Here is a 19,192-nt window from a genome sequence, read left to right as displayed (position 1 = left end):
AGCTTGCGAAAGAAAAAGCAGCTAATTTATTAGCTGGTAACCAATCAATACACTTTATAACGTTATAATCGTGTAAAAAACCGACATTTTACGCTTTTAAATGTTCAATAACGTATGATCTGTTTTCCAAGTTTTGGCGACCACCCCACAGGCTGCGCCTGCAGCGCCATTTCACAATATTCTCTTCTTAAATTTATAGCAGACGCAGGGTGATTATCCGTCCTGCGATTCCAGCGCCCACAGGCATTGCCAACGGCGCAGAGACATTGCATTCTGTGTTATGCATCACGCCCCTACCCGGCAGTACCGGGCTAATCCTCTTATAAAGAGAAAGACACCAGACATGACGACTAAAAACCTTTGCACCCTTGCTGACGTAGCCGATTTAGAACCCGGCCTGCGTGAAATTCGCCAACACCTGCACCAAAATCCAGAACTGTCTAACGAAGAAGCCAAAACTGCCGAACTGGTGGCTAAAAAGCTGCACCAGCTGGGCTTCGAAGTCACGACTGGCCTCGGCGGCTACGGCGTGGTCGGCTCACTAAAAGTAGGCAGCGGCACTCGCAGCATCGGCATTCGTGCCGATATGGATGCGTTACCTATCGACGAGCAAACCGGTTTGGCCTACGCCAGCCAGAACAGCGGGAAAATGCACGCCTGCGGCCATGATGGCCACACCACGATGTTGTTGGGCGCGGCTGAACAGCTGGCACGCAGCCGTAACTTTTCCGGTACCGTGCATCTGATTTTCCAACCGGCTGAAGAAATCGGTTTCAACAGCGGCGCTGAACGCATGTTGGCTGAAGGCCTGTTTGACCGCTTCCCATGCGACGCGGTGTATGGCCTTCACAATCACCCGGGTTATCCGGTGGGTAAGATGATGTTCCGCCCCGGTCCGTTTATGGCGGCCTGCGACACCGTTAACATCACAATCCACGGCAAAGGCGGCCATGCGGCTCGTCCACACATGACGGTTGACCCCATTTTGGTCGCCAGCAGCCTGGTCGTGGCGCTGCAAAGCATAATCTCGCGCAATATTGACCCTAATGAGACTGCGGTCATCACCATTGGTTCCCTGCACTCAGGCTTCGCGGCCAATGTTATTCCTGATTCGGCTCGTCTGGAAATGAGCGTGCGCTCGTTTGAACCCGGCGTGCGCAAGATTCTGGAAGACCGCATCAAGTCGCTGGTAACCAGTCACGCTGAAGGTTACGGGGCTCGCGCAGAGATTGACTATGTTCCTGGTTACCCTGTATTGGTCAACCACCAGCAGGAAACTGAATTCGCTACGCTGGTTGCTCAGGAATTACTGGGTGAAGAGAATGTCGTCGCCGACCTGCCACCGATTTCTGGCAGCGAAGACTTTGCCTATTTCCTGCAACAGAAACCGGGCTGTTTCTTGCGCCTGGGTAACGGTAACAGTGCGGTACTGCACAACCCGGCCTACAACTTTAATGATGAAAGCTTGCCGTTTGGCGTGGCTTACTGGACCCGTTTAGTCGAACGCTACCTGGCCAGGTAAGTTTCATTAACTCAGCGACAAAAACCAAACCAGTGCATGCCGAGATGAAAATGATTGGCATGCGCTGCGTTATAGTCAGGCCCGATGATGTTGCCAAAAAACGGGCAGCCCTCGCTGAATACCTGATGCAAATAACTCGACTCTTTCCCCTCTTTTTTCCAGCCTCTGGCAACGCCAATAGTTTCTCCTGCAGACATTTTAAATCCCGCGAGGTCTAATGCATCAGCGGTGGCATGCTCACTCAATCGGCCCTGTGCTCGATGGTAAACATTGCGACAGGCAAAACTTCCAAGATGATCGAGACGTACCAGTTTTTGCCCCAGCAGGCTATCGGCAAGCGGCGCTGCCGCCTGGGCAACAAACATGGTGGTGCTTACCGCTAATGGACAACTGGCCAGAAAGCTTGAACTAAGTGAGACTTTACCAAAATTGCGAATGCGCACTGCGCCCGTCAGCGGACACTGCCCAGAAGTATCACCGACAGTTTGAAAACTCAGGAATCCATCAGACTGCGCCCGGTTGAGAACGGCTAGACAGGCGTCAGGATTTTTACTTAATCGTCTGAGTTTATACTGAGTAATCAGCCCAGGGGGATCAGTAACGGATAACGGCGTGAAAGGATTGTATTGCGGAGGCAATTGTTGCGAGAGTCTGGGGAAAAACATGACTCCTGCAGTCAATATAATTAACGCGAAGAGGATATAGCGCATACTCTTTGCTCCTCTGGCGACAATAGAATTCCGAATTTTCTATTATAGTGAAGGATATGCGATTTACTTTAAAAGAGGTCAAGATGGAAGCAAACTCTGAAAATGCTGTAGCCATTCAGGCAAACATTGTGGCCATCGGCGGTGAAACTGAGGCAGATTTACAGCAAATCACGCCTATCGACGCCTATATTCTATCCTTAACGAATAAAGACGATCCGCAGATACTTTACATCTCTACCGCAAGTGGAGACGTGCCGGAAAGAATCGAGCAGTTTGAGAAAAAATTTGTTTCTGCTGGGCACAAGGTACAAATCCTTTCACTATTTCGAGCGCCCTACCATACCGTTAAACAAATAGATGAACTCATCTCGCAGGCCGACGTCATCTTTGTAGCGGGTGGCAATACCCGCGCCATGCTGGCAGTGTGGCGCGAATTTTCCATCGACCAGCAACTCAAATCCGCCATGCGTCACGGCACAGTATTATGTGGCGTCAGCGCGGGCGCGATTTGCTGGTTTGATTTGGGGCATTCCGATTCTGGTGGAGGCTATTCGCTGATACCTGGAATGGGGCTTATCACCGGCGTAATGTGCCCGCATTTTGGATCGGAAGAAGGACGAGAAGAGTCATTTACCAATCTGCAAAAAGAGCAGAGTATCTTTCCGGCCTATGCCGCTGATGATGGCGTGGCCTTGCATTTCCGCGATGGTAAATTGCATGGCATCATCACCACCGACTCAGCTAAAGACGGCAAGTCGCTGATTATGCTGAACGATAGCGATCGGCCCACTGTTGAATAGTTTCATCACCAAAATGTGCCAGAATGACTTTAAACCAGGCAGTGAAGTGCGCAGGGTTTTGCTTGATGGCGGTGAAAACGTCAGCCACCCGCATCCATTTCCATCCTTCAGCTTCTTCCGGGTTCAGATTTGGCATCTGGTCGAATGAGCCAATAAAAGTATGATTATATTCATTTTCCACCAGACCGTTGGACACGTCTACGCGATAAAGAATTTGATCAACCTCGTTAAGTTCGCAGGTAAACCCCATCTCCTCAAACAGCCGGCGCGTAGAGGCTGCATGGTTACTTTCACCGGGACGAGGATGCCCGCAGCAGGAGTTTGTCCACAATCCGCCAGAGTGATACTTGCCACTAGCCCGCTGCTGCAGCATTAATCGTCCCTGACTATCAAAAATAAACACCGAGAAAGCACGATGCAGCGCACCCTGGCGGTGAACCTGCAGCTTGGTACCGACTCCGACATTATTATCATGTTCGTCAACCAGAATCAGCCGTTCTTCTAGCACATTATTTTGAATCATCAGGGACATAACTTTAATTCACTCTTGTCAAACTGTAACGTTGTGCGCTATTCAACCCTGTTTCATAAGTTTGCGGCGTACCGTCCAGTTGTATGGTCATAGCTTTATCTAGCGGTGTGATAGCACATGAAAACTTCACTTTCAGACTATGAGTACCGTTAGGCACATAGAGATCCGCGTACTGATTTTTCTGCAGCCCGGCAACTTCTTTGTTATCCATATATACGATCAAAGGACAGCTTTCGTCGAGGATGGACCCCGCAATCTGCGGTTGGCGATGAACGCGAATTTTAGTGGTACCGGGTTTTTGACTAGCATAGGCTTGCAACACCTGCTGCGTGGGTTCATAAGGACCAGCAGAACAGCCCGCCAACACCAATGCAGCACAAACAAGTATAAACTTTCGCACTTTTAAGCCTCCACGAATTAACCAAGATGAATCCATCGCCAATGTAGCGATATAAAGTTACAGAGCTAAACCGTGGCAGAGTAGTGGTTGCGCATAAATCAGCGGTATCTGATTTCAGCTGTGCCAACACAGATAAGGCTACCGTCAGCACAGCGAATAAAGAAGAAGTGTAATGTAACGGAAGTTGAAAATTTAAAATTCTCTTATGGTGCGTTTCCCAGAATATTCCCGCTCCGAAACTCCACATGGCCGCCGGGCTGGAAGTGATGCAGCTGAAACTCTTCGCGCCCCAATGGGATCACTTTTGTTATTTCACCCTCGAAATTACCGTCGTAAGCCTCGGTAATCAATGCCTCCAGCCGATAACTAACTGGCGGAATACCCACGGGAAAACTGACTAATGTGACTTTATCACCCAACCCAAACTGCGTCAGCAGTTGTAATGGAGCCTGTTCAAACATTGCTTCGCTCATTTTTCAGTTCCTTTTGGATGAGAAAATCGCACGATGAAAAACTGTCTATTGCAGCTTGTTACGGCGGTATTAACTTACAACATTGTTAGCGTAGAACATTTTGTATTTTTTATTTGCGGTACAGATTTGGTTTTCCAACATTCAAGGGCTAAAACCTTAATGAGAATAATTATCAATTCAAGCCTTATCGAGGAACTCGTCGAAGTATTAACTGACAGCAATCTGCGTGGACATTGTACTAGTCAAGAAAAACTGGCCACATCTCGCATATTTTCGATGGACGAAAACCCCTTTAATTTCAGTTAACTTAACAAACTTGGGATTTCGTTTAAGAAAAGTTAATTAGCACAAAATGCCCCACCTAAAGTTGTACAACTAAGATTTTTTGTATAACTTTACCAAGTGCTCCTCTGGGGCAAGTAACGAAGATGCTTTGCATTGCCACTGAAGGTGCTATTTGATTTCCATCTTCAGTGGTATTTTTTTTGATACTTATAGGGTTACAAACATGTCTCAAATAAACAGCGTCGAGTTAGGTGGATCCCGTTTCAATTCCACAGTCTACATAAGCGAATCGGATGTTATCCAGGACATAAAAATAGAATTAGCATCGAGCGGACGGTTGGTAAACAACAAGGCCATTATGATCAAACTTCTTGAGCGTTTAGAGACAGAAAAAGATGTCGTACAGTCAGATATCTTCCGCAACGCACTTGAACACGTGGTCTATCGCACTCCAGATGATTTGATATGATGACACACATCACAAGGTAGGATTAGTCGTATACCTTGTGATGAATACTGCCCCTTCGGATTATTTACCTGCATTCCCCAATCAATATTTTCCAGCATTTTCATCTGAACATTCAACCTTAATCGATTGGTGGCTCGAACCATCGGCCATTGCCGGTGCATTCAATGTAATCAAGCATCTCGCGCTTATCCGTGCCATCAAAATCACAGTTAGACGCGAACGGCTTGAATTGGAGCAATACAGAACTATTAAGCTCGCGGCTAATCAATTACCTCAATGGTTCAAAAATGACTAACAAATAGCTTGATACAAAGGGGAAAGAGTACATCATGCTTTAAAAAGACCGAATATGAAAATTAGTGGAAACCTCAGGATAATTCTGCAATTATTCGTTATAAATAAATAATTAAAAAATATCGAAGCTGAATCTCGGCCATTATAATCGATGCATTATAAGACAAGGTTACTCATTATTGGCAATAGAACTATAGTAATCAATATGTTAGATGTCGCTTTCTTAGCTCTCTGGCGAATGTTAGTTTAGATAACCCGTGCAAACTAGTCAAAGCTACTCCAGCACCTACAGAGACTATATACAAGACCAATAGCCATTTATTAAGTAAACTCAATGTTAAGAATTTCGCATAAGCTCTTTCTGGTAGTAAGACATTGAATGTTAGTGGGAGAGTAGCTAAATAAGCTCCGCCAAAATATAAGGTCACCCTCACTAGCTCAACTAATCCTCGATATAATTTAAATTTATGCCTTGGTGCCTTCCACTCAAATGAAAGGGGGGAAGGTCTTATAGTCAGTAAGCTACTACACTTTCTAAATAAATCTATATCGCGAGTAGGATCTTTACTTTTAATTAGTGCTATGCGTTGTGCTTTCGTAAGAAACAACTCTTTAGTTATTGCAGCATAACCATATTCAACTGAAAGTTCTTTAAGATGCTCTTCCCCTGATATTTTATAAAGCTCATATGAAAACTTACTTAATTTTTTTTGTTTATCAAAAAGACGGTCGCTTGGAAAAACCCAACCTTTGAATAATGCAACAACAGCGATTAATGTAGTAATAAATGGAATTATATACTTAACCAGTGGTGATAAAATTTCTTCCATGATTATATTTCCTTTTAATTTTATATGCATTAATTATGAAATTTCTAACATTTCTGCCCATTTATAAGGATCGACATCCTCACCTGTTTCTTTAAAATGATATCGACTTCAATCCTATCTAGATGAACGATCTCATTTTTCGCGCTAAGTGGCAACATCCTTTTGAAGAGTATTCATCATATTTAAAAACGTCTAAATTTCTAAATTCATATTCATCTTTTGCATTGATATTTAAGAAAGATATTTGGCTCATTATTTAAAATCATGCTGTGGAAAAAAATTATTAGAGAAGTTTTTCTTGCTTTAAGCTGTATATTTTGAACAGAAGGTTCTTAATCCTATTCTATTTCGCAACATAATATATTATCTATTTCGTAGACTCTTAAAACCTCTTTATGTTCACGAAATAGATCTTCATTAGGTGCCATTCGTTTGTTGTATAATCGATTAGCGTAATGGATGACACTCCAGCCAATCAAAAATATAATGATACTTATGGGCAGGCACTCAAGAATATCGCTCACTGCTCCTGCTATAAAAAAATAGATAAATGAGAACAACGATTTTACTATTTTTCTAAAAACATCTTGTATCTTTTGAAATATATGACTAATCACCCAAATTGCAAAAGCGAATGAGACAACAATAATTATAGCTTACATGCTTATTCCCTTTAAAATTTATACTCTAATGCAATTATGACTTTATCTGTTGCGGCAACTTCATCGATACCACAACTGAAACTTGAGCCATTATTCATAATGCTTATTTTTACCTGGCAAAAAAATATCATCATAAATGTCGTACTTGTCGTCAACTCGCAAAATCCAACATCCATTACTTAAATCTTTTACGCCTAAATCTACTAACCAAGATCCTGAGTTATTATACACAAAATTAGGGTCTGAAAAATTATTAGAAACGAAACTTAAATCGGCTTCCCAATAACCTGCATGTTCAAGATTACCGCCATTTAAAATCATTTTTGGGATGGCAAATCCACTTTTGAGGCTACTGATTTGCTCTCCCTTTCTTGTTGCAAGTCATTGCAGAGAACCCCCTGTATTCAATGTACAAGCGATCACCACTTCACCTTGGAAATAATCGCCTCTTATGCATGTACTGATTGTTCTAGTAGAGATGCCAAGCAAATCCTACAACTCTTTTTGTATGCTAAAGCCGTAGGCGTCAAACATACGAGTTAGCATGACCTTTATACCTAATGCCAAAATCTCGTCTAAAAGAGGTTTATCCTTATTGAGCTTGCCCATCCCTTTAAAACTTGCTTTTGCAAGTTCTTCATTAAATAACAAGTTAGCATCTGCCCTTGTATCCAAGGCACATTGTACAATTGCATTGCATAGGATCTGCACGCGCTGGAGCCAACCTGCAATATTACTCTTTGCTATTCCTAGGTGATTAGATGACCCACGCTCTGCGCCACACGTTTGCCAGCCACTTCATGATGGCCGGTGGCAATATCATCGTTTTACAACGCATCGTTGGACACTCAGATATCAGGGTAACCATGCGTTATGCGCACTTTGCACCGGACCACTTAGAAGACGCATTAACCAATAACCCATTATCGATTTTAGGGGCGAAAATGTCTGTCAAAAATGGTAATCAATTGAGCATGTCGAAGGTATAAATATCTTCTGAAAGTAATTAATTCCTGCGTAATTAAATCCGCTGTAGATGAACACTTCAATGTAATTATGCTTTGGTCATCAACCATCATCAGGAGGCCACACTCGTTATGCAAGGATCTATAACGACGGAAGAGCCGGGAAGGCTTTATGCTTTTAAGTCACCGTTGCAGCCAGGCAACTATTTTGAACTTCCTCCGCGTAATGTGCCTCTTGATTCGAAGCCTATTCTCGATGATGAGTCTTGAATGTGTATTGGCTACTCTGTAATGCAGGCTCCTGGGTTATGGCGTATTTATGACAGCAGTGGCATTTTTATTCGTTTGGAAGAAGCCCCGCTTGAAACACCTCTGATCGATCCTACCGATATAGCACTGCTCGCATTTGGCGCTTTTCGCCTTATTAGACTTGGAAAAGCGTTGCTTGAAAGTTGAGTCAAAGCAGCGGCTAGATTCGCTATGGTGTCAGAACAGCAGATTCATTAAAAAAACCCGGCTTATTCCGTTATGAAAGTCGAATGTATAGACTTGTGGAAGACAAACAAAACAAAGGCAAGTATATCTATAAGTTATATCGTCTTGAGGTTGTAGTCAGAGAGAAAGGTAATCCCCCCTAAAAACCGGTGTGTCCATAAGTAGAATTTTCTCGTAATCTGAACCAGAGAGTGCTAATTATGACCGCATTATGGTGTGGGTTGAATTTTCAATTCCACAACTGAAAACCCAATTCTCGGCAGAGTTTATGGCTGGCGATCTTGAGACTATCAAAGAAGAATTGATTGGGTTATACCAATCTCTTAAGAACCAAAAGAAGAGTGATAAAATTGTTTTCAGCAGTGTTTTTGAACAAGTAATGTTGACCTTTTATCCTGATGAATCAACGGGCTCTGTTGCCTTAGAGATGGTATTAAAACCTGAAAACAATGTTGAAAGCATTACGTTAACTGACTTGATCGGTATTGATGAAAGTTACTTCCCGGCTTTGCTCAATGATTTGGACGAACTGATTAACTGGCAAAACTAGGCCAATCTTGCACTAAAGTTCACAGCATACAACTGCCCTAAAAAACCATGCCTTAACCAATAATCCGTTATCGATTTTGGGGGTGAAAACAGCGGGTAAAAGTGGCGGCAAAATGGCGGCAGAGATTCTTTCTGGGTACAATACAGGGTAACTCGGTGAGGTTAAGTAGTTAATTTTATTACAAGTGATTGATTTGGATAGAGGGCAAAAAAAAGACCGAATACGATTCCTATATTCGGTCTAGGGAAATGGCTCTTGGGAGAGAGCCGTGCGCTAAAAGTTGGCATTGATGCAGGCGGTTAAGCCTTACATGTTAAAGAGTAGTTGAGGTGTGATGCTTTTCCAGCCACTTTGACGTTAAGTGATAATAACTTTAGGAAATGAGTTTAGATTTGTGACCACAACCTCAAAACCAACCATTTAAGATTCGAAATTGGCTTCAAAAATCGTTATTAAGAAGGGATTTTGCGCATTGCCAATCAGAGGCCAACACAGTCAGCCCCTGGACATAATTCAGCATTTAACAGAGGGTTTCTGCTCGTTCGATAAACGGCGCGAGGCTCATTTTATGGCCCGGGTTATTAGGATCATCAAGTTGGATAGTGTTCAACGGTAGTGCAGTGGTCAAGCCTTGTTTTACCTGCTGAATAGCGATGTCATTTAGCGGATACTGAGCCAGGGTGCTGTCGTTAATTACGTACAAAGCTTTGCCCGGTCGGCACTGAAGCATCACTTCTTCACGGGTAAATGCCCATGTTTTGCCATACTCCAGGCGGCTAACGGTGACAACTTGCGGTGCCGCAAAGCAGCTGGCCGACAGGGTAAACAGCAGGCACCCAAGTAGTATTTTCTTCATGACTCTTCCTCGTTTAACTTTCTAATTCATTCTTGCAGCGAAAGGCACTAAGCCGATTTAATTGGGCGATAGGGTAGCAAAAAGGCTGACCAACGCAATCACCAAAAGGGCCAATCCGAACTCAGCCCAGCAAATAACCATCATGCGCTTTTGGGCCAACTGTGTGTGCATCGCCAGCTTTGGGACCAATCGATAACGGTTATAGACTGCTATTAGTACCATTAGCGCCACCAGCAAGACTTTACAGACCAGCAGCAATTCATACGGCGAATGCATGTTAATGGGCCATCTCTGCAGTATAAAGGCGCTATTTATTACCCCGGTCAATATCACTAGCGCGACAGCGATGTGCCCATAAGTGGAAAATCTCAGCAGAGTCAGGATTGCAGCCGGACGTGTCGCGGGTTGATGGGTAAATGTCATACAGGTCGTCAAGGGGATCAGACTTCCAAACCAGTAGCCAGCACTCAGTAAATGTATGGCGTGGTTAATTCGTTGCAATACGCCTAATGAGCCCTCAAGCATGGCCGCGTGCCCAATTAGCGCCTGGCCTATCAGCAACCCGATACTGAGCAAAATCAATAGCAGATAACGCCAAGGCAAGCCATCAATCAGCACCAGCAACAATGCGAAAACGGCCATCAGCATATGCCAGCGCCAAACGTCGCCAAAAGTGGTCGTGAGCACCAGCATCATGACGTTAAGGTTGATGGTATCGGGCCAGCCATTCCCCATTACCCCGGCCTGGATCGCCAGCATCACAAACGCACTGAATGCTGAAACAACGGCTGAAGCGGTAATTAGCGTCTGGTTTTTACGCGCCAGTATTGAAGTGAAAACTTCAGGCGACAGCAGGCGGGTAAAAACGCAGGCGCCAAAAAGTTGCATCACCGAAACGAAATGCACAAAACGGCAAATGACAAAAAGTGACGCCAGGCTCATAGGATTATTTCACAGTAAAGCTGTATTCACCTTGGGTCTTATGGCCGTCTACGGAAACAACGTGCCAAGAAACCAAATACTTTCCGCTGGTTAGCGGTGTTGGCAGCGCAATCAAAACTTGAGTGTTATCTTTGGCAGCCAGTTTGAAATCACCGGTTTTCACTGACTTATTGTCAGGACCACGTAGTTCGATTTTACTGAAATTTGGCTCAACGCCTTCGCTAAAACCGAGCGTAAGTTCAGTGGGTGCCACGCTAATTTGGCTATCTGCGGCTGGGGTCTCGGTTTTTAGATGCGCGTGAGCAAAAGCCTGTTGTGAAATCAAACCTGCGGCTAATACGCAGGCAGAACTGAGAATACGCAAAGACTTCAGTTTTTTAATAGACACAATTTATCCTTGGCTAGTGAATATGAAAATTTCACGCGCAACTTTAGCGCAAACTGTCGCCGGGATCTGTGAAAATTGTTATGTAAACAAAGATGAGAAGCATGAATAGACTATTTTCGCACAAAAAGCCAAGGCTGAGATACTAATAATCTTATGATTAATAAGGATAAAAAACGCAGAGCCCTTTTAGGTTGCTCTGCGCTTGGTCTTAATTACGAAAATCGATTATTGTGTTTAAATCACACCACCGGTGATTGAGCGACAATTTCCTTCAAATCTTTATCGACGAGGAACAGGCCGTTTCCGGTATCGCTAACCAGGCCAAGTTTGTCCAGAACAGACTTGAACAGGGTCTCTTCTTCATGCTGCTCGGCAACATACCATTGCAGGAAGTTGAAGGTCGAATAATCTTTAGTGGTCATTGCCAGATCGGCAAGTTTGTTGATCTCTTCAGTGATCAATTGCTCGTGTTGATAAGCAAGATTGAACACGTCGGCCAGTGATTCGAAATCTGAGCGTGGTGCCTGAATTGTGCCCAGTAACGGCAGAGCACCAGTGTCACTCACGTATTTGAACAGGCGCTGCATGTGAGTCATTTCTTCACGGGAGTGTTCCATCATAAAGGCAGCAGCACCTTCATAACCTTTATCACTACACCAGGCACTCATCTGCAAATATAAATTAGCTGAATAGAATTCCAGATTCAGTTGGTCATTAAGCTGTTTGATCATATCTTCTTTAAGCACGATGAATCTCCAGAATTTAATAAAATTAAATTTCTTATTCGTTATATTGCATTATTTGTGAGCATTATGCACAACTCGAATTAAAATAAAAAGCCTTGATTAAACTAATATAATTAAAATCAAAGAATAATTTTAACTTACTGATTTACATCGATTTTATTTTCCATAAATAATAATTAAGTTGTTATTGATAATTATTTACAACAATAAATTCCTATTAAAAAGAATCATTCTTATTTCGATTTATTATTTATTTATCTAAATATCACCCATTAACATTCGTTCTCAAAAGTGAATATAAATGATTGATAATCTCATTTAGATTTAATTGTTCTCGATAAGGCCCTCTTGAGGCATTCACCTCAGCCTCTGGCTCTTGTACAATACAAGCATGAATGGCTGTTAACACCCCATGAGCAGGAAGAGATAATGAATCGTAATCTGGCGGAAACCAGTAAAGAAGAGATGGATAAAATTAACGTTGATTTGGCAGCCTCCGCAGTGGCATTTAAAGAGCGCTATAACATGCCGGTGGTAGCAGAGATAGCCGAACGTGAGCAAGTAGCCCATTTGCGCGACTATTTTCGGGAACGAGTGGCGTTTTATCGTGCGGAATCACATAAATATTCCCGCCTGCCTTATGAGCCGAAACAAAAATAATCGGCTTTATGGCGCAGGCGAGAATAAAGGATCATGTGCGGGCGAATTTCTGGTTGGCGCGGATCAGTTGATCAAGAATGCCGGGTTCATTAAACGAATGCCCTGCCCCTTCGATGATGTGTAATTCGGCTTCTGGCCAAGCCTGTGAAAGATCCCACGCATTTTGCAGTTGGCAGGCCATATCGTAGCGCCCGTGCACAATCACTGCAGGAATGTGGCGAATCTTTTCAACATCACGCAGCAGCTGGTCATCGGAATCCATAAAGCCCAGATGGGTAAAATAGTGGTTCTCGATGCGGGCAAAAGCCAGTGCAAAATCATCTTCGCCAAAGGAAGCCGAGTCTTCTGTCGGCAATAGGGTCACGGTCTCCCCTTCCCACAAGCTCCAGACTTTTGCTGCCTCAAGTTGAACGGCGCGATCGCCGCTGGTCAGGCGCGCACGATATGACGCGATCACATCTTTGCGCTCTTCTTCAGAAAGAATCGACAAAACGTTCTGCCATTTTTCGGGGAAGAAACGTGAGGCTCCGTCCTGGTAATACCACAGCAGTTCCTGCTTTCTAATGGTAAAAATGCCGCGCATAACTAATTCACTGACGCAGTCGGGATGCTTTTGCGCGTAGGCCAACGCCAACGTCGATCCCCATGAACCACCAAACACCAGCCATTTTTCGACACCGGCCATCTCACGCAGTCGTTCAATATCTTCTACCAAATGCCAGGTGGTGTTATTTTCAAGACTGGCATGGGGCAGCGAACGTCCGCAGCCGCGTTGATCAAATAGCATCACGTCGTAATCGTTGGGATCAAAAAGCTGGCGATGAACCGCCGAACAGCCGCCGCCTGGACCGCCGTGAAGAAATACCGCCGGTTTACCTTTTGGGTTGCCGCTGCGCTCCCAATAAATCTGATGGCCATCACCGGTATCCAGCAATCCACTGGCATATGCTTCCCGAGGTAAATACAACCCTTTCAATTTAGGCATGACATTTCCTGTTGTTTTTTCATTCCAGTGTATTGATTTGCTTGCTCGTCTTAATAACAGCGTATCCAGCGAGAGGGGTCAATCTCCTTGCACTCTCAATACTAAAAAAGCGGGATATTTTCGATTAACAGCACATTAAATCAGCGCCACTGTGCAGATAATAAGCGCTTGGTGTTGCCAAATAAAAACAACCGCTGTCATAACAACAGATTGTTGAAAAAAAGCCGCTCTTCTATTGCAACTTTACTCAAATAGGCAGTAAATAGCATAGCAACCCAATCCAACCCGCTATAGAGAGGCCTGTATGAGTAAAGGAATGGATAGCAAAAAAAATGCGAAGAAAAAGCCATTGAAAACCCCAGCTGAGAAAAAAGCAGATAAAAAGGCCAAGAAGGCTTCTGCTTAACACATGACTTCGTATCAAGATAAACCCGCCTAACGCGGGTTTTTTGTTAAAAGGCCCGAGCTAAAAAACATCTGAGAGTAACCAATGAGTGACTTTATTATTGCTGCAGCGCAAATCACCTGCCTGGCTGGTAATATCGAAGTAAATATCAATCGCCATGTACAAGCCATCGCGCTCGCCGCCTCGCATCGTGTAAACCTGCTGATTTTTCCCGAACTGTCATTAACAGGCTATGAACCTGATTTAGCCCGCAAGTTAGGTCTGACTTTGCAGGACTCCCGTCTCGAAACCTTGCGAAATCTGGCAAAAAATCATGAAATGACGATTGTAGTTGGCGCTCCTTTATGCTGCAACGATGGTGATGCTCTCTATATTGGCGCTGTCGTGTTTGCCCCCGACGGCACTCTTTATTCTTATACCAAGCAGCATCTGCACGACAGTGAAGAAGACTTTTTCACTGCCGGTCAGGGCGGTCCACAGCTTAACGTCAGTGGCAAAGTTTTGGGTCTGGCAATCTGTGCAGATATCGGTTTCGCATCTCATCCACAGTTTGCGGCCGAGCACGGGGCTGAAATTTACGCTGCCGGAGTGCTTGTCTCAGAGCCTAGCTATCTGCGCGAAAGCGAGATGATGCGCAACTATGCCGAAAAACACCGCATGACTGTCGTGATGGCAAATCATTGCGCTCCGACTGGGGGATGGGTTCCGGCCGGTAAAAGCGCGATTTGGTCCGAGCAGGGACATGTGATTGCCGTGGCTCCGGCTAATCAGGACGCCATTACCCTCGCCAGGCAAACTCAAAACGGCTGGCAAGGACAGGTTGAGCTGTTAAGCTATCAGGGGACATAAACCATCAGGAGCAAAGCATGACTTTTAGGGTGATAGATACAGAAACCTGTGGCTTTAACGGCGGTGTGGTGGAAATTGCCTCTGTCGATGTGGTCGACGGTATCATTACTCAGCCCATGAGCGATCTGGTCTGTCCTGACCGGGAAATCAGCCCGCAGGCAATGGCTATCCATCACATTACTGAAGAAATGGTGGAAGACAAACCGCGCATTGCCGTTGCGGTTAGAAGGTATCAAAATCATCCCTTCTATGTGGCTCACAATGCAGCCTTTGATCGCGCAATGCTGCCTGAGATGAACGGTCAGTGGATTTGTACGGTAAAACTGGCGCGTGAAGTGTTCCCCAATCAGCCAAGCTATAGCCTGCAAAATTTGCGAAACAGCTTGCAACTCGACACCACGCCACCGGCACATCTGCATCCACACCGCGCATTGTATGATTGCTATGTCACGGCCTCGCTGCTGCAGCTGATTTTAAAAGAGACAAGTTGGAGCGCGGAAGAGATGGTCGCACTTGTTGACCGCCCTACTCTGTTACGCACGCTGAAATTTGGCAAATATCGTGGGCAGAAAATTGCCGAGATAGCGGCGCAAGATCCGGGCTATCTGCGATGGATGCTGAAGTCGATCGACAACCTGAGTGCCGACATGCGCTACAGCCTGAAGTATTTTTTACAGAACTAACGGGCTGCGGAACTAAGCAGAGGTTGAATAAGCAGAAGTTGAAAGTAAAAAGAGGCAGGGAGAACCGCCTCTTTTTTATTGACCGTGACTAGTGAGTAAACCCTGAGTAATACCTGAGTAATACCTGAGTAACCCTGAGTTTACCTTAGCAGGTCTTATTTTGGCTGGCTTAGCGCAATCACGAAAGCGTATTCCATCGCGATATCTTCGTAAGCCTTGAAGCGCCCCGATTTACCGCCGTGTCCCGAATCCATGTCGGTGTACATCAGCAGCTGATTATCATCGGTCTTCAAGTCACGTAACTTGGCGACCCACTTGGCCGGTTCCCAATATTGCACCTGAGAATCGTGCAGACCGGTAGTGACCAGCATGTGTGGATATGCCTGCGCTTTTACCTGATCGTAAGGGCTATATTGCAGAATATAGTCGTAATAGGCTTTATCATTTGGATTGCCCCACTCGTCATACTCGCCGGTAGTCAGCGGGATTGACTCGTCAAGCATGGTGGTGACCACATCAACGAATGGCACCTGCGCAACAATACCGTGATAAAGCTCGGGTGCCTGGTTAATCACCGCGCCCATCAACAGGCCGCCCGCGCTGCCGCCCATCGCATAAACTTGTTCGCTGTCGCCATATTGCCGAGCAACCAGCTCACGGGTAACGTCGATAAAGTCATGGAAGGTGTTCAGCTTGTTAAGCAGTTTGCCGTCGTCATACCACTGCTGACCGAGATCGGCACCACCGCGAATATGTGCCAGCGCAAATACGAAACCGCGATCCAGCAGGCTCAAACGGCTGCCGCTGAACCCTGGATCCATGCTGCTGCCATAGGATCCGTAAGCATAGATCATTAGCGGGTTGTGCCCAGGCTTAAAGGTATCCTGTCGATAGACCATTGATACTGGCACCTTCACGCCGTCGCGAGCGCTTACCCACACGCGTTCGCTGCGATAGTTGGCAGAATCAAAATCTTTAACTTCCTGCTGTTTCAGCAGCTTGCGTTCATCAGTATCGAGATCCAACTCAAACAATGAGCTGGCAGTGGTCATGGAAGAGTAACCATAACGCAACTTGGAAGTGTCGGGATCAGGATTGAATGACAGCCAGGTCACATAGGTCGGATCGTCAAACTTCAGCGATTTTTCTTCACCGCTCTGCCAGTGGATTTGACGCAGATGGGTCAGGCCATCCTGACGTTCTTCGATAACCAGCCAGTCGCGGAACAGGCTGAAACCTTCGAGCATCACCTCGTCGCGCGCAGCGATCAGTGTCTGCCAGCTGGCTTCATCGGCAGTTTCGCTCTTATAAAGGCCAAAGTTTTTACCGTCTTTATTTGAACGGATATAAAAATGACCCAGATAGTGATCAAAGGCGTATTCATGATCTTTGCGACGCGGCACAAACATCACCGGCTCTGCCAGCGGATTATCGGCGTCCAGCAGCAACACTTCAGACGTCGTGGTGCTGTCGAGATGGATCAGGATATAACGCTCGGAAGTAGTTTTATCCAGCCCGACATAAAATGTGTCGTCTTTTTCTTCGTAGATCAGCACGTCATTGGCCGGATCAGTGCCGACTTCATGGCGATAAACCTGATAAGGCAACAGCGTGGTTTTATGCTTGCGCACATAAAAGATAGTTTTGGAATCGTTGGCCCATTCGGCACTTCCTGAGGTATTACTCAGAACTTCCTCAGACCAGCTGTCATCTTTCAGGTTTTTAACGCGAATATCATACTGGCGTCGTGACAGAAAATCTTCCGCTACCAGCAATTGAGCATTGTCAGGGCTGACATCGAGGCCGCCGAGGGTATAAAACTCACGATCGGCGGCACGTTCGTTGCCATCAATCAGCGTTTGCCAATGCTCGGTTTCGCCTTCCGGCTGGCGGAAGTAAATTGCATATTCGTTGCCCGGCTCATAACGAGTCTGATACCGATAACCATGTTTAACATAAGGAACGGAGTGATCCTGCTGCGCAATACGGTCAACCATTTCCTGATACAGTTTTTCACGCAGCGCCTGATGCGGTTGCATCGCCTGCTCGGTCCACGCGTTTTCAGCTTGAAGATAATTTAATACGTCTTCATTGCTGCGCTCGTCATCGCGCAGCCAATAATAATCATCTACGCGAGTGTCGCCGTGCATAGTCATCGGAAACGGACGTTTTTCAGCCTTTGGAGGTGTCATCATTGTTGGGTGTTGCTCCTCTCGATTATTTCAGTTCGCGATCGAATACTTTACAGGTTAGCGGAGCAAAACGGCTTTGCAGTTTTTGCCTTTGATCTTGCCTTCCTGCAAACGCTGCAGGGCTTTCTTGGCGCTGTTTTTGCGAATCGCGACGTAGGCGTGGATCGGGAACATATCAATTTTGCCAACTTCAGCGGCGGTCAGGCCAGCATCACCGGTTAATGCACCGAGAATATCGCCCGGACGGATCTTGGCTTTACGGCCACCGTCAATGCACAGGGTCAGCATTTCAGGTTCCAGAGTGGTCGCTGGCGCGGCAAGAGCCTGAGCGGCTGGCTGCCATTTAAAACGCTTATGAGTGTAGTCTTCGAGCGCGTTGACTCGCCCCATTTCCTGCGGCGCAACCAGGCTTATGGCAAGACCGCTGGTTCCGGCACGCCCGGTTCGGCCCACGCGATGCACGTGCACTTCTGGATCAAAAGACAGCTCGTAGTTAATGACCAGACCTAGCTGTTTGATGTCCAAACCGCGGGCGGCGACGTCGGTTGCAACCAGCACGCGGCAGCTGCCGTTGGAGAAACGCACCAGAACGCGGTCGCGATCGCGCTGTTCCAGATCACCGTTCAGCGCCAATACGCTGATGCCTTTGCTGGCCAGTGTGTCGGCTACTTCCTGACAATCGCGCTTGGTATTGCAGAACACCACGCATGACGTTGGCTGATGCTGATACAGCACTGCGGCCAGCAGCGACAAACGGCTGTGGCGATCGGCTTCGATGAATACCTGCTCGATATCGGCAACGTCTTCACCGCCTTCAATTTCAACATTGAGAGGCTGACGCTGAAACTTGTCGCTGATGCGCTCGATGCCCGCCGGATAAGTTGCGGAAAATAGCAGTGTTTGGCGCGATGGCGGCGTATAGCTCACCACGTCTTCAATATCTTCGCTAAATCCCATATCCAGCATGCGATCGGCTTCATCAAGCACCAGCACTTTCAGCTGATCCAGCTTCAGCGTGCCTTTGCGCAAGTGTTCCTGAATACGGCCTGGAGTACCCACAACGATATGCGGCTGATGAACCAGCGAATCAAGCTGTGGCGCGATCGGCTGACCACCACACAGAGTCAGAATTTTAATGTTCTGGGTAAAACGAGCCAGACGACGCAGCTCTTTGCTGACCTGATCCGCCAGTTCACGCGTTGGGCACAGCACCAGAGACTGGCAGAAAAAATCGCTAACGGTGATTTTATCCAGCAGGCCAATGCCAAAGGCGGCGGTTTTACCACTGCCCGTTTTCGCCTTGGCGCGCACATCCTGCCCGAGCAGAATGGCAGGGAGCGAGGCTTCCTGGATTGGCGTCATTTGGGCGTAACCCAACTCTTCGAGGTTGGAAAGCTGTTCGGATGGCAAAGTCAGTGTGGAGAAAGAATGCGTGCTCAAGGCGATAACTCTTTATGTAAGGCGAATAAAACGAAGCGGCGCAGGATAATCGGCACCA

Annotated in this window: 25 protein-coding genes and 1 pseudogene; 11 read left to right on the top strand and 15 right to left on the bottom strand. The window is 46.0% G+C overall.

Annotated features, from left to right (window positions below; all coding sequences use genetic code 11):
* The first annotated feature begins 343 nt into the window (after nt 1–343).
* Complete coding sequence (locus SPM24T3_RS06105) at nt 344–1,522, top strand: M20 aminoacylase family protein (protein WP_009635848.1); 1,179 nt, start codon at nt 344–346, stop codon at nt 1,520–1,522.
* Between the two features lie 11 nt (nt 1,523–1,533).
* Here SPM24T3_RS06105 and SPM24T3_RS06100 read toward each other — a convergent pair whose 3' ends face one another.
* Nucleotides 1,534–2,232: an extensin family protein gene (locus tag SPM24T3_RS06100; protein WP_009635847.1), complete on the bottom strand. Its 699-nt coding sequence runs from the start codon at nt 2,230–2,232 to the stop codon at nt 1,534–1,536.
* Between the two features lie 83 nt (nt 2,233–2,315).
* On the opposite strand from SPM24T3_RS06100, the gene SPM24T3_RS06095 reads away from it, so the two are divergent.
* Complete coding sequence (locus SPM24T3_RS06095; protein ID WP_009635846.1) at nt 2,316–3,032, top strand: peptidase E; 717 nt, start codon at nt 2,316–2,318, stop codon at nt 3,030–3,032.
* On the opposite strand, the gene idi is transcribed toward SPM24T3_RS06095, so the two are convergent.
* From idi to SPM24T3_RS06080, 3 genes are all read right to left on the bottom strand, one after another.
* Nucleotides 2,995–3,564, bottom strand: a complete 570-nt coding sequence (gene idi, locus SPM24T3_RS06090; protein ID WP_009635845.1) for an isopentenyl-diphosphate Delta-isomerase — start codon at nt 3,562–3,564, stop codon at nt 2,995–2,997. The two genes, SPM24T3_RS06095 and idi, sit on opposite strands and share 38 nt — an antisense overlap.
* A 4-nt stretch (nt 3,565–3,568) precedes the next feature.
* Entirely contained in the window at nt 3,569–4,000 is a 432-nt protein-coding gene (locus tag SPM24T3_RS06085) for a hypothetical protein (protein ID WP_157135256.1), read from the bottom strand.
* Nucleotides 4,001–4,167: 167 nt separating this feature from the next.
* The gene (locus tag SPM24T3_RS06080; RefSeq protein WP_009635843.1) at nt 4,168–4,437 is read right to left on the bottom strand and encodes a hypothetical protein; all 270 of its coding nucleotides are present in this window, start codon (nt 4,435–4,437) and stop codon (nt 4,168–4,170) included.
* 508 nt (nt 4,438–4,945) lie between these two features.
* Between SPM24T3_RS06080 and SPM24T3_RS06075 the strand changes: the two genes are divergently transcribed.
* Entirely contained in the window at nt 4,946–5,191 is a 246-nt protein-coding gene (locus tag SPM24T3_RS06075; RefSeq protein WP_009635842.1) for a biofilm development regulator YmgB/AriR family protein, read from the top strand.
* A 40-nt stretch (nt 5,192–5,231) separates the two neighbouring features.
* Complete coding sequence (locus SPM24T3_RS06070; protein ID WP_009635841.1) at nt 5,232–5,486, top strand: hypothetical protein; 255 nt, start codon at nt 5,232–5,234, stop codon at nt 5,484–5,486.
* 199 nt (nt 5,487–5,685) lie between these two features.
* Here the strand turns inward: SPM24T3_RS06070 and SPM24T3_RS06065 are convergent, their stop codons facing one another.
* The 4 genes from SPM24T3_RS06065 to SPM24T3_RS25100 form a co-directional block, all read right to left on the bottom strand.
* A complete protein-coding gene (locus SPM24T3_RS06065; RefSeq protein WP_009635840.1) occupies nt 5,686–6,315 on the bottom strand; it encodes a hypothetical protein in 630 nt (209 codons plus the stop codon).
* A gap of 752 nt (nt 6,316–7,067) precedes the next feature.
* Nucleotides 7,068–7,298 (bottom strand): hypothetical protein, encoded by a 231-nt coding sequence (locus tag SPM24T3_RS25110; RefSeq protein WP_050956141.1) that lies wholly within the window; start codon nt 7,296–7,298, stop codon nt 7,068–7,070.
* Between the two features lie 60 nt (nt 7,299–7,358).
* Complete coding sequence (locus tag SPM24T3_RS26125) at nt 7,359–7,466, bottom strand: helix-turn-helix domain-containing protein (protein ID WP_083836212.1); 108 nt, start codon at nt 7,464–7,466, stop codon at nt 7,359–7,361.
* A 3-nt stretch (nt 7,467–7,469) separates the two neighbouring features.
* A complete protein-coding gene (locus tag SPM24T3_RS25100; protein WP_237712984.1) occupies nt 7,470–7,652 on the bottom strand; it encodes a hypothetical protein in 183 nt (60 codons plus the stop codon).
* An 86-nt stretch (nt 7,653–7,738) separates the two neighbouring features.
* On the opposite strand from SPM24T3_RS25100, the pseudogene SPM24T3_RS06055 reads away from it, so the two are divergent.
* The 4 genes and pseudogenes from SPM24T3_RS06055 to SPM24T3_RS06045 all read left to right on the top strand — a co-directional run.
* Nucleotides 7,739–7,966 (top strand): annotated as a pseudogene (locus SPM24T3_RS06055) (tyrosine-type recombinase/integrase); the annotation flags it as partial.
* A gap of 108 nt (nt 7,967–8,074) precedes the next feature.
* Nucleotides 8,075–8,212, top strand: coding sequence for a hypothetical protein (locus tag SPM24T3_RS25415; protein WP_157135254.1), 138 nt, complete (start codon nt 8,075–8,077; stop codon nt 8,210–8,212).
* Complete coding sequence (locus tag SPM24T3_RS25840) at nt 8,213–8,398, top strand: hypothetical protein (protein ID WP_009635838.1); 186 nt, start codon at nt 8,213–8,215, stop codon at nt 8,396–8,398.
* A gap of 307 nt (nt 8,399–8,705) precedes the next feature.
* A complete protein-coding gene (locus SPM24T3_RS06045) occupies nt 8,706–8,987 on the top strand; it encodes a hypothetical protein (RefSeq protein WP_237712983.1) in 282 nt (93 codons plus the stop codon).
* Nucleotides 8,988–9,507: 520 nt separating this feature from the next.
* Here SPM24T3_RS06045 and SPM24T3_RS06040 read toward each other — a convergent pair.
* From SPM24T3_RS06040 to ftnA, 4 genes are all read right to left on the bottom strand, one after another.
* A complete protein-coding gene (locus SPM24T3_RS06040) occupies nt 9,508–9,843 on the bottom strand; it encodes a YebY family protein (RefSeq protein WP_009635836.1) in 336 nt (111 codons plus the stop codon).
* A 57-nt stretch (nt 9,844–9,900) separates the two neighbouring features.
* Nucleotides 9,901–10,785 carry a copper homeostasis membrane protein CopD gene (copD, locus tag SPM24T3_RS06035; RefSeq protein WP_009635835.1) on the bottom strand — a complete coding sequence of 295 codons (885 nt, stop codon included), beginning with the start codon at nt 10,783–10,785 and terminating at the stop codon, nt 9,901–9,903.
* Between the two features lie 4 nt (nt 10,786–10,789).
* Nucleotides 10,790–11,173 (bottom strand): copper homeostasis periplasmic binding protein CopC, encoded by a 384-nt coding sequence (gene copC / locus SPM24T3_RS06030; RefSeq protein WP_009635834.1) that lies wholly within the window; start codon nt 11,171–11,173, stop codon nt 10,790–10,792.
* Between the two features lie 239 nt (nt 11,174–11,412).
* Complete coding sequence (gene ftnA, locus SPM24T3_RS06025) at nt 11,413–11,919, bottom strand: non-heme ferritin (RefSeq protein ID WP_009635833.1); 507 nt, start codon at nt 11,917–11,919, stop codon at nt 11,413–11,415.
* A 429-nt stretch (nt 11,920–12,348) separates the two neighbouring features.
* Between ftnA and SPM24T3_RS06020 the strand changes: the two genes are divergently transcribed.
* Nucleotides 12,349–12,579 (top strand): DNA polymerase III subunit theta, encoded by a 231-nt coding sequence (locus SPM24T3_RS06020; RefSeq protein WP_009635832.1) that lies wholly within the window; start codon nt 12,349–12,351, stop codon nt 12,577–12,579.
* A 31-nt stretch (nt 12,580–12,610) separates the two neighbouring features.
* On the opposite strand, the gene pip is transcribed toward SPM24T3_RS06020, so the two are convergent.
* A complete protein-coding gene (gene pip / locus SPM24T3_RS06015) occupies nt 12,611–13,564 on the bottom strand; it encodes a prolyl aminopeptidase (protein ID WP_009635831.1) in 954 nt (317 codons plus the stop codon).
* Between the two features lie 490 nt (nt 13,565–14,054).
* Between pip and SPM24T3_RS06010 the strand changes: the two genes are divergently transcribed.
* Both SPM24T3_RS06010 and exoX read left to right on the top strand, forming a co-directional pair.
* Complete coding sequence (locus tag SPM24T3_RS06010; protein ID WP_009635829.1) at nt 14,055–14,819, top strand: carbon-nitrogen hydrolase family protein; 765 nt, start codon at nt 14,055–14,057, stop codon at nt 14,817–14,819.
* Nucleotides 14,820–14,836: 17 nt separating this feature from the next.
* Entirely contained in the window at nt 14,837–15,502 is a 666-nt protein-coding gene (gene exoX / locus SPM24T3_RS06005) for an exodeoxyribonuclease X (RefSeq protein WP_009635828.1), read from the top strand.
* A gap of 155 nt (nt 15,503–15,657) precedes the next feature.
* On the opposite strand, the gene SPM24T3_RS06000 is transcribed toward exoX, so the two are convergent.
* Nucleotides 15,658–17,697, bottom strand: coding sequence for a S9 family peptidase (locus SPM24T3_RS06000; protein ID WP_009635827.1), 2,040 nt, complete (start codon nt 17,695–17,697; stop codon nt 15,658–15,660).
* A 54-nt stretch (nt 17,698–17,751) separates the two neighbouring features.
* Nucleotides 17,752–19,134: an ATP-dependent RNA helicase DbpA gene (dbpA, locus tag SPM24T3_RS05995; protein WP_009635826.1), complete on the bottom strand. Its 1,383-nt coding sequence runs from the start codon at nt 19,132–19,134 to the stop codon at nt 17,752–17,754.
* Nucleotides 19,135–19,192: the final 58 nt, after the last annotated feature.

Source organism: Serratia sp. M24T3 (assembly GCF_000257645.1).
Lineage (GTDB): Bacteria > Pseudomonadota > Gammaproteobacteria > Enterobacterales > Enterobacteriaceae > Rouxiella.
Note: the sequence above shows the minus strand (reverse complement) of the source record. Positions and strands in the feature narration are given on the sequence as shown.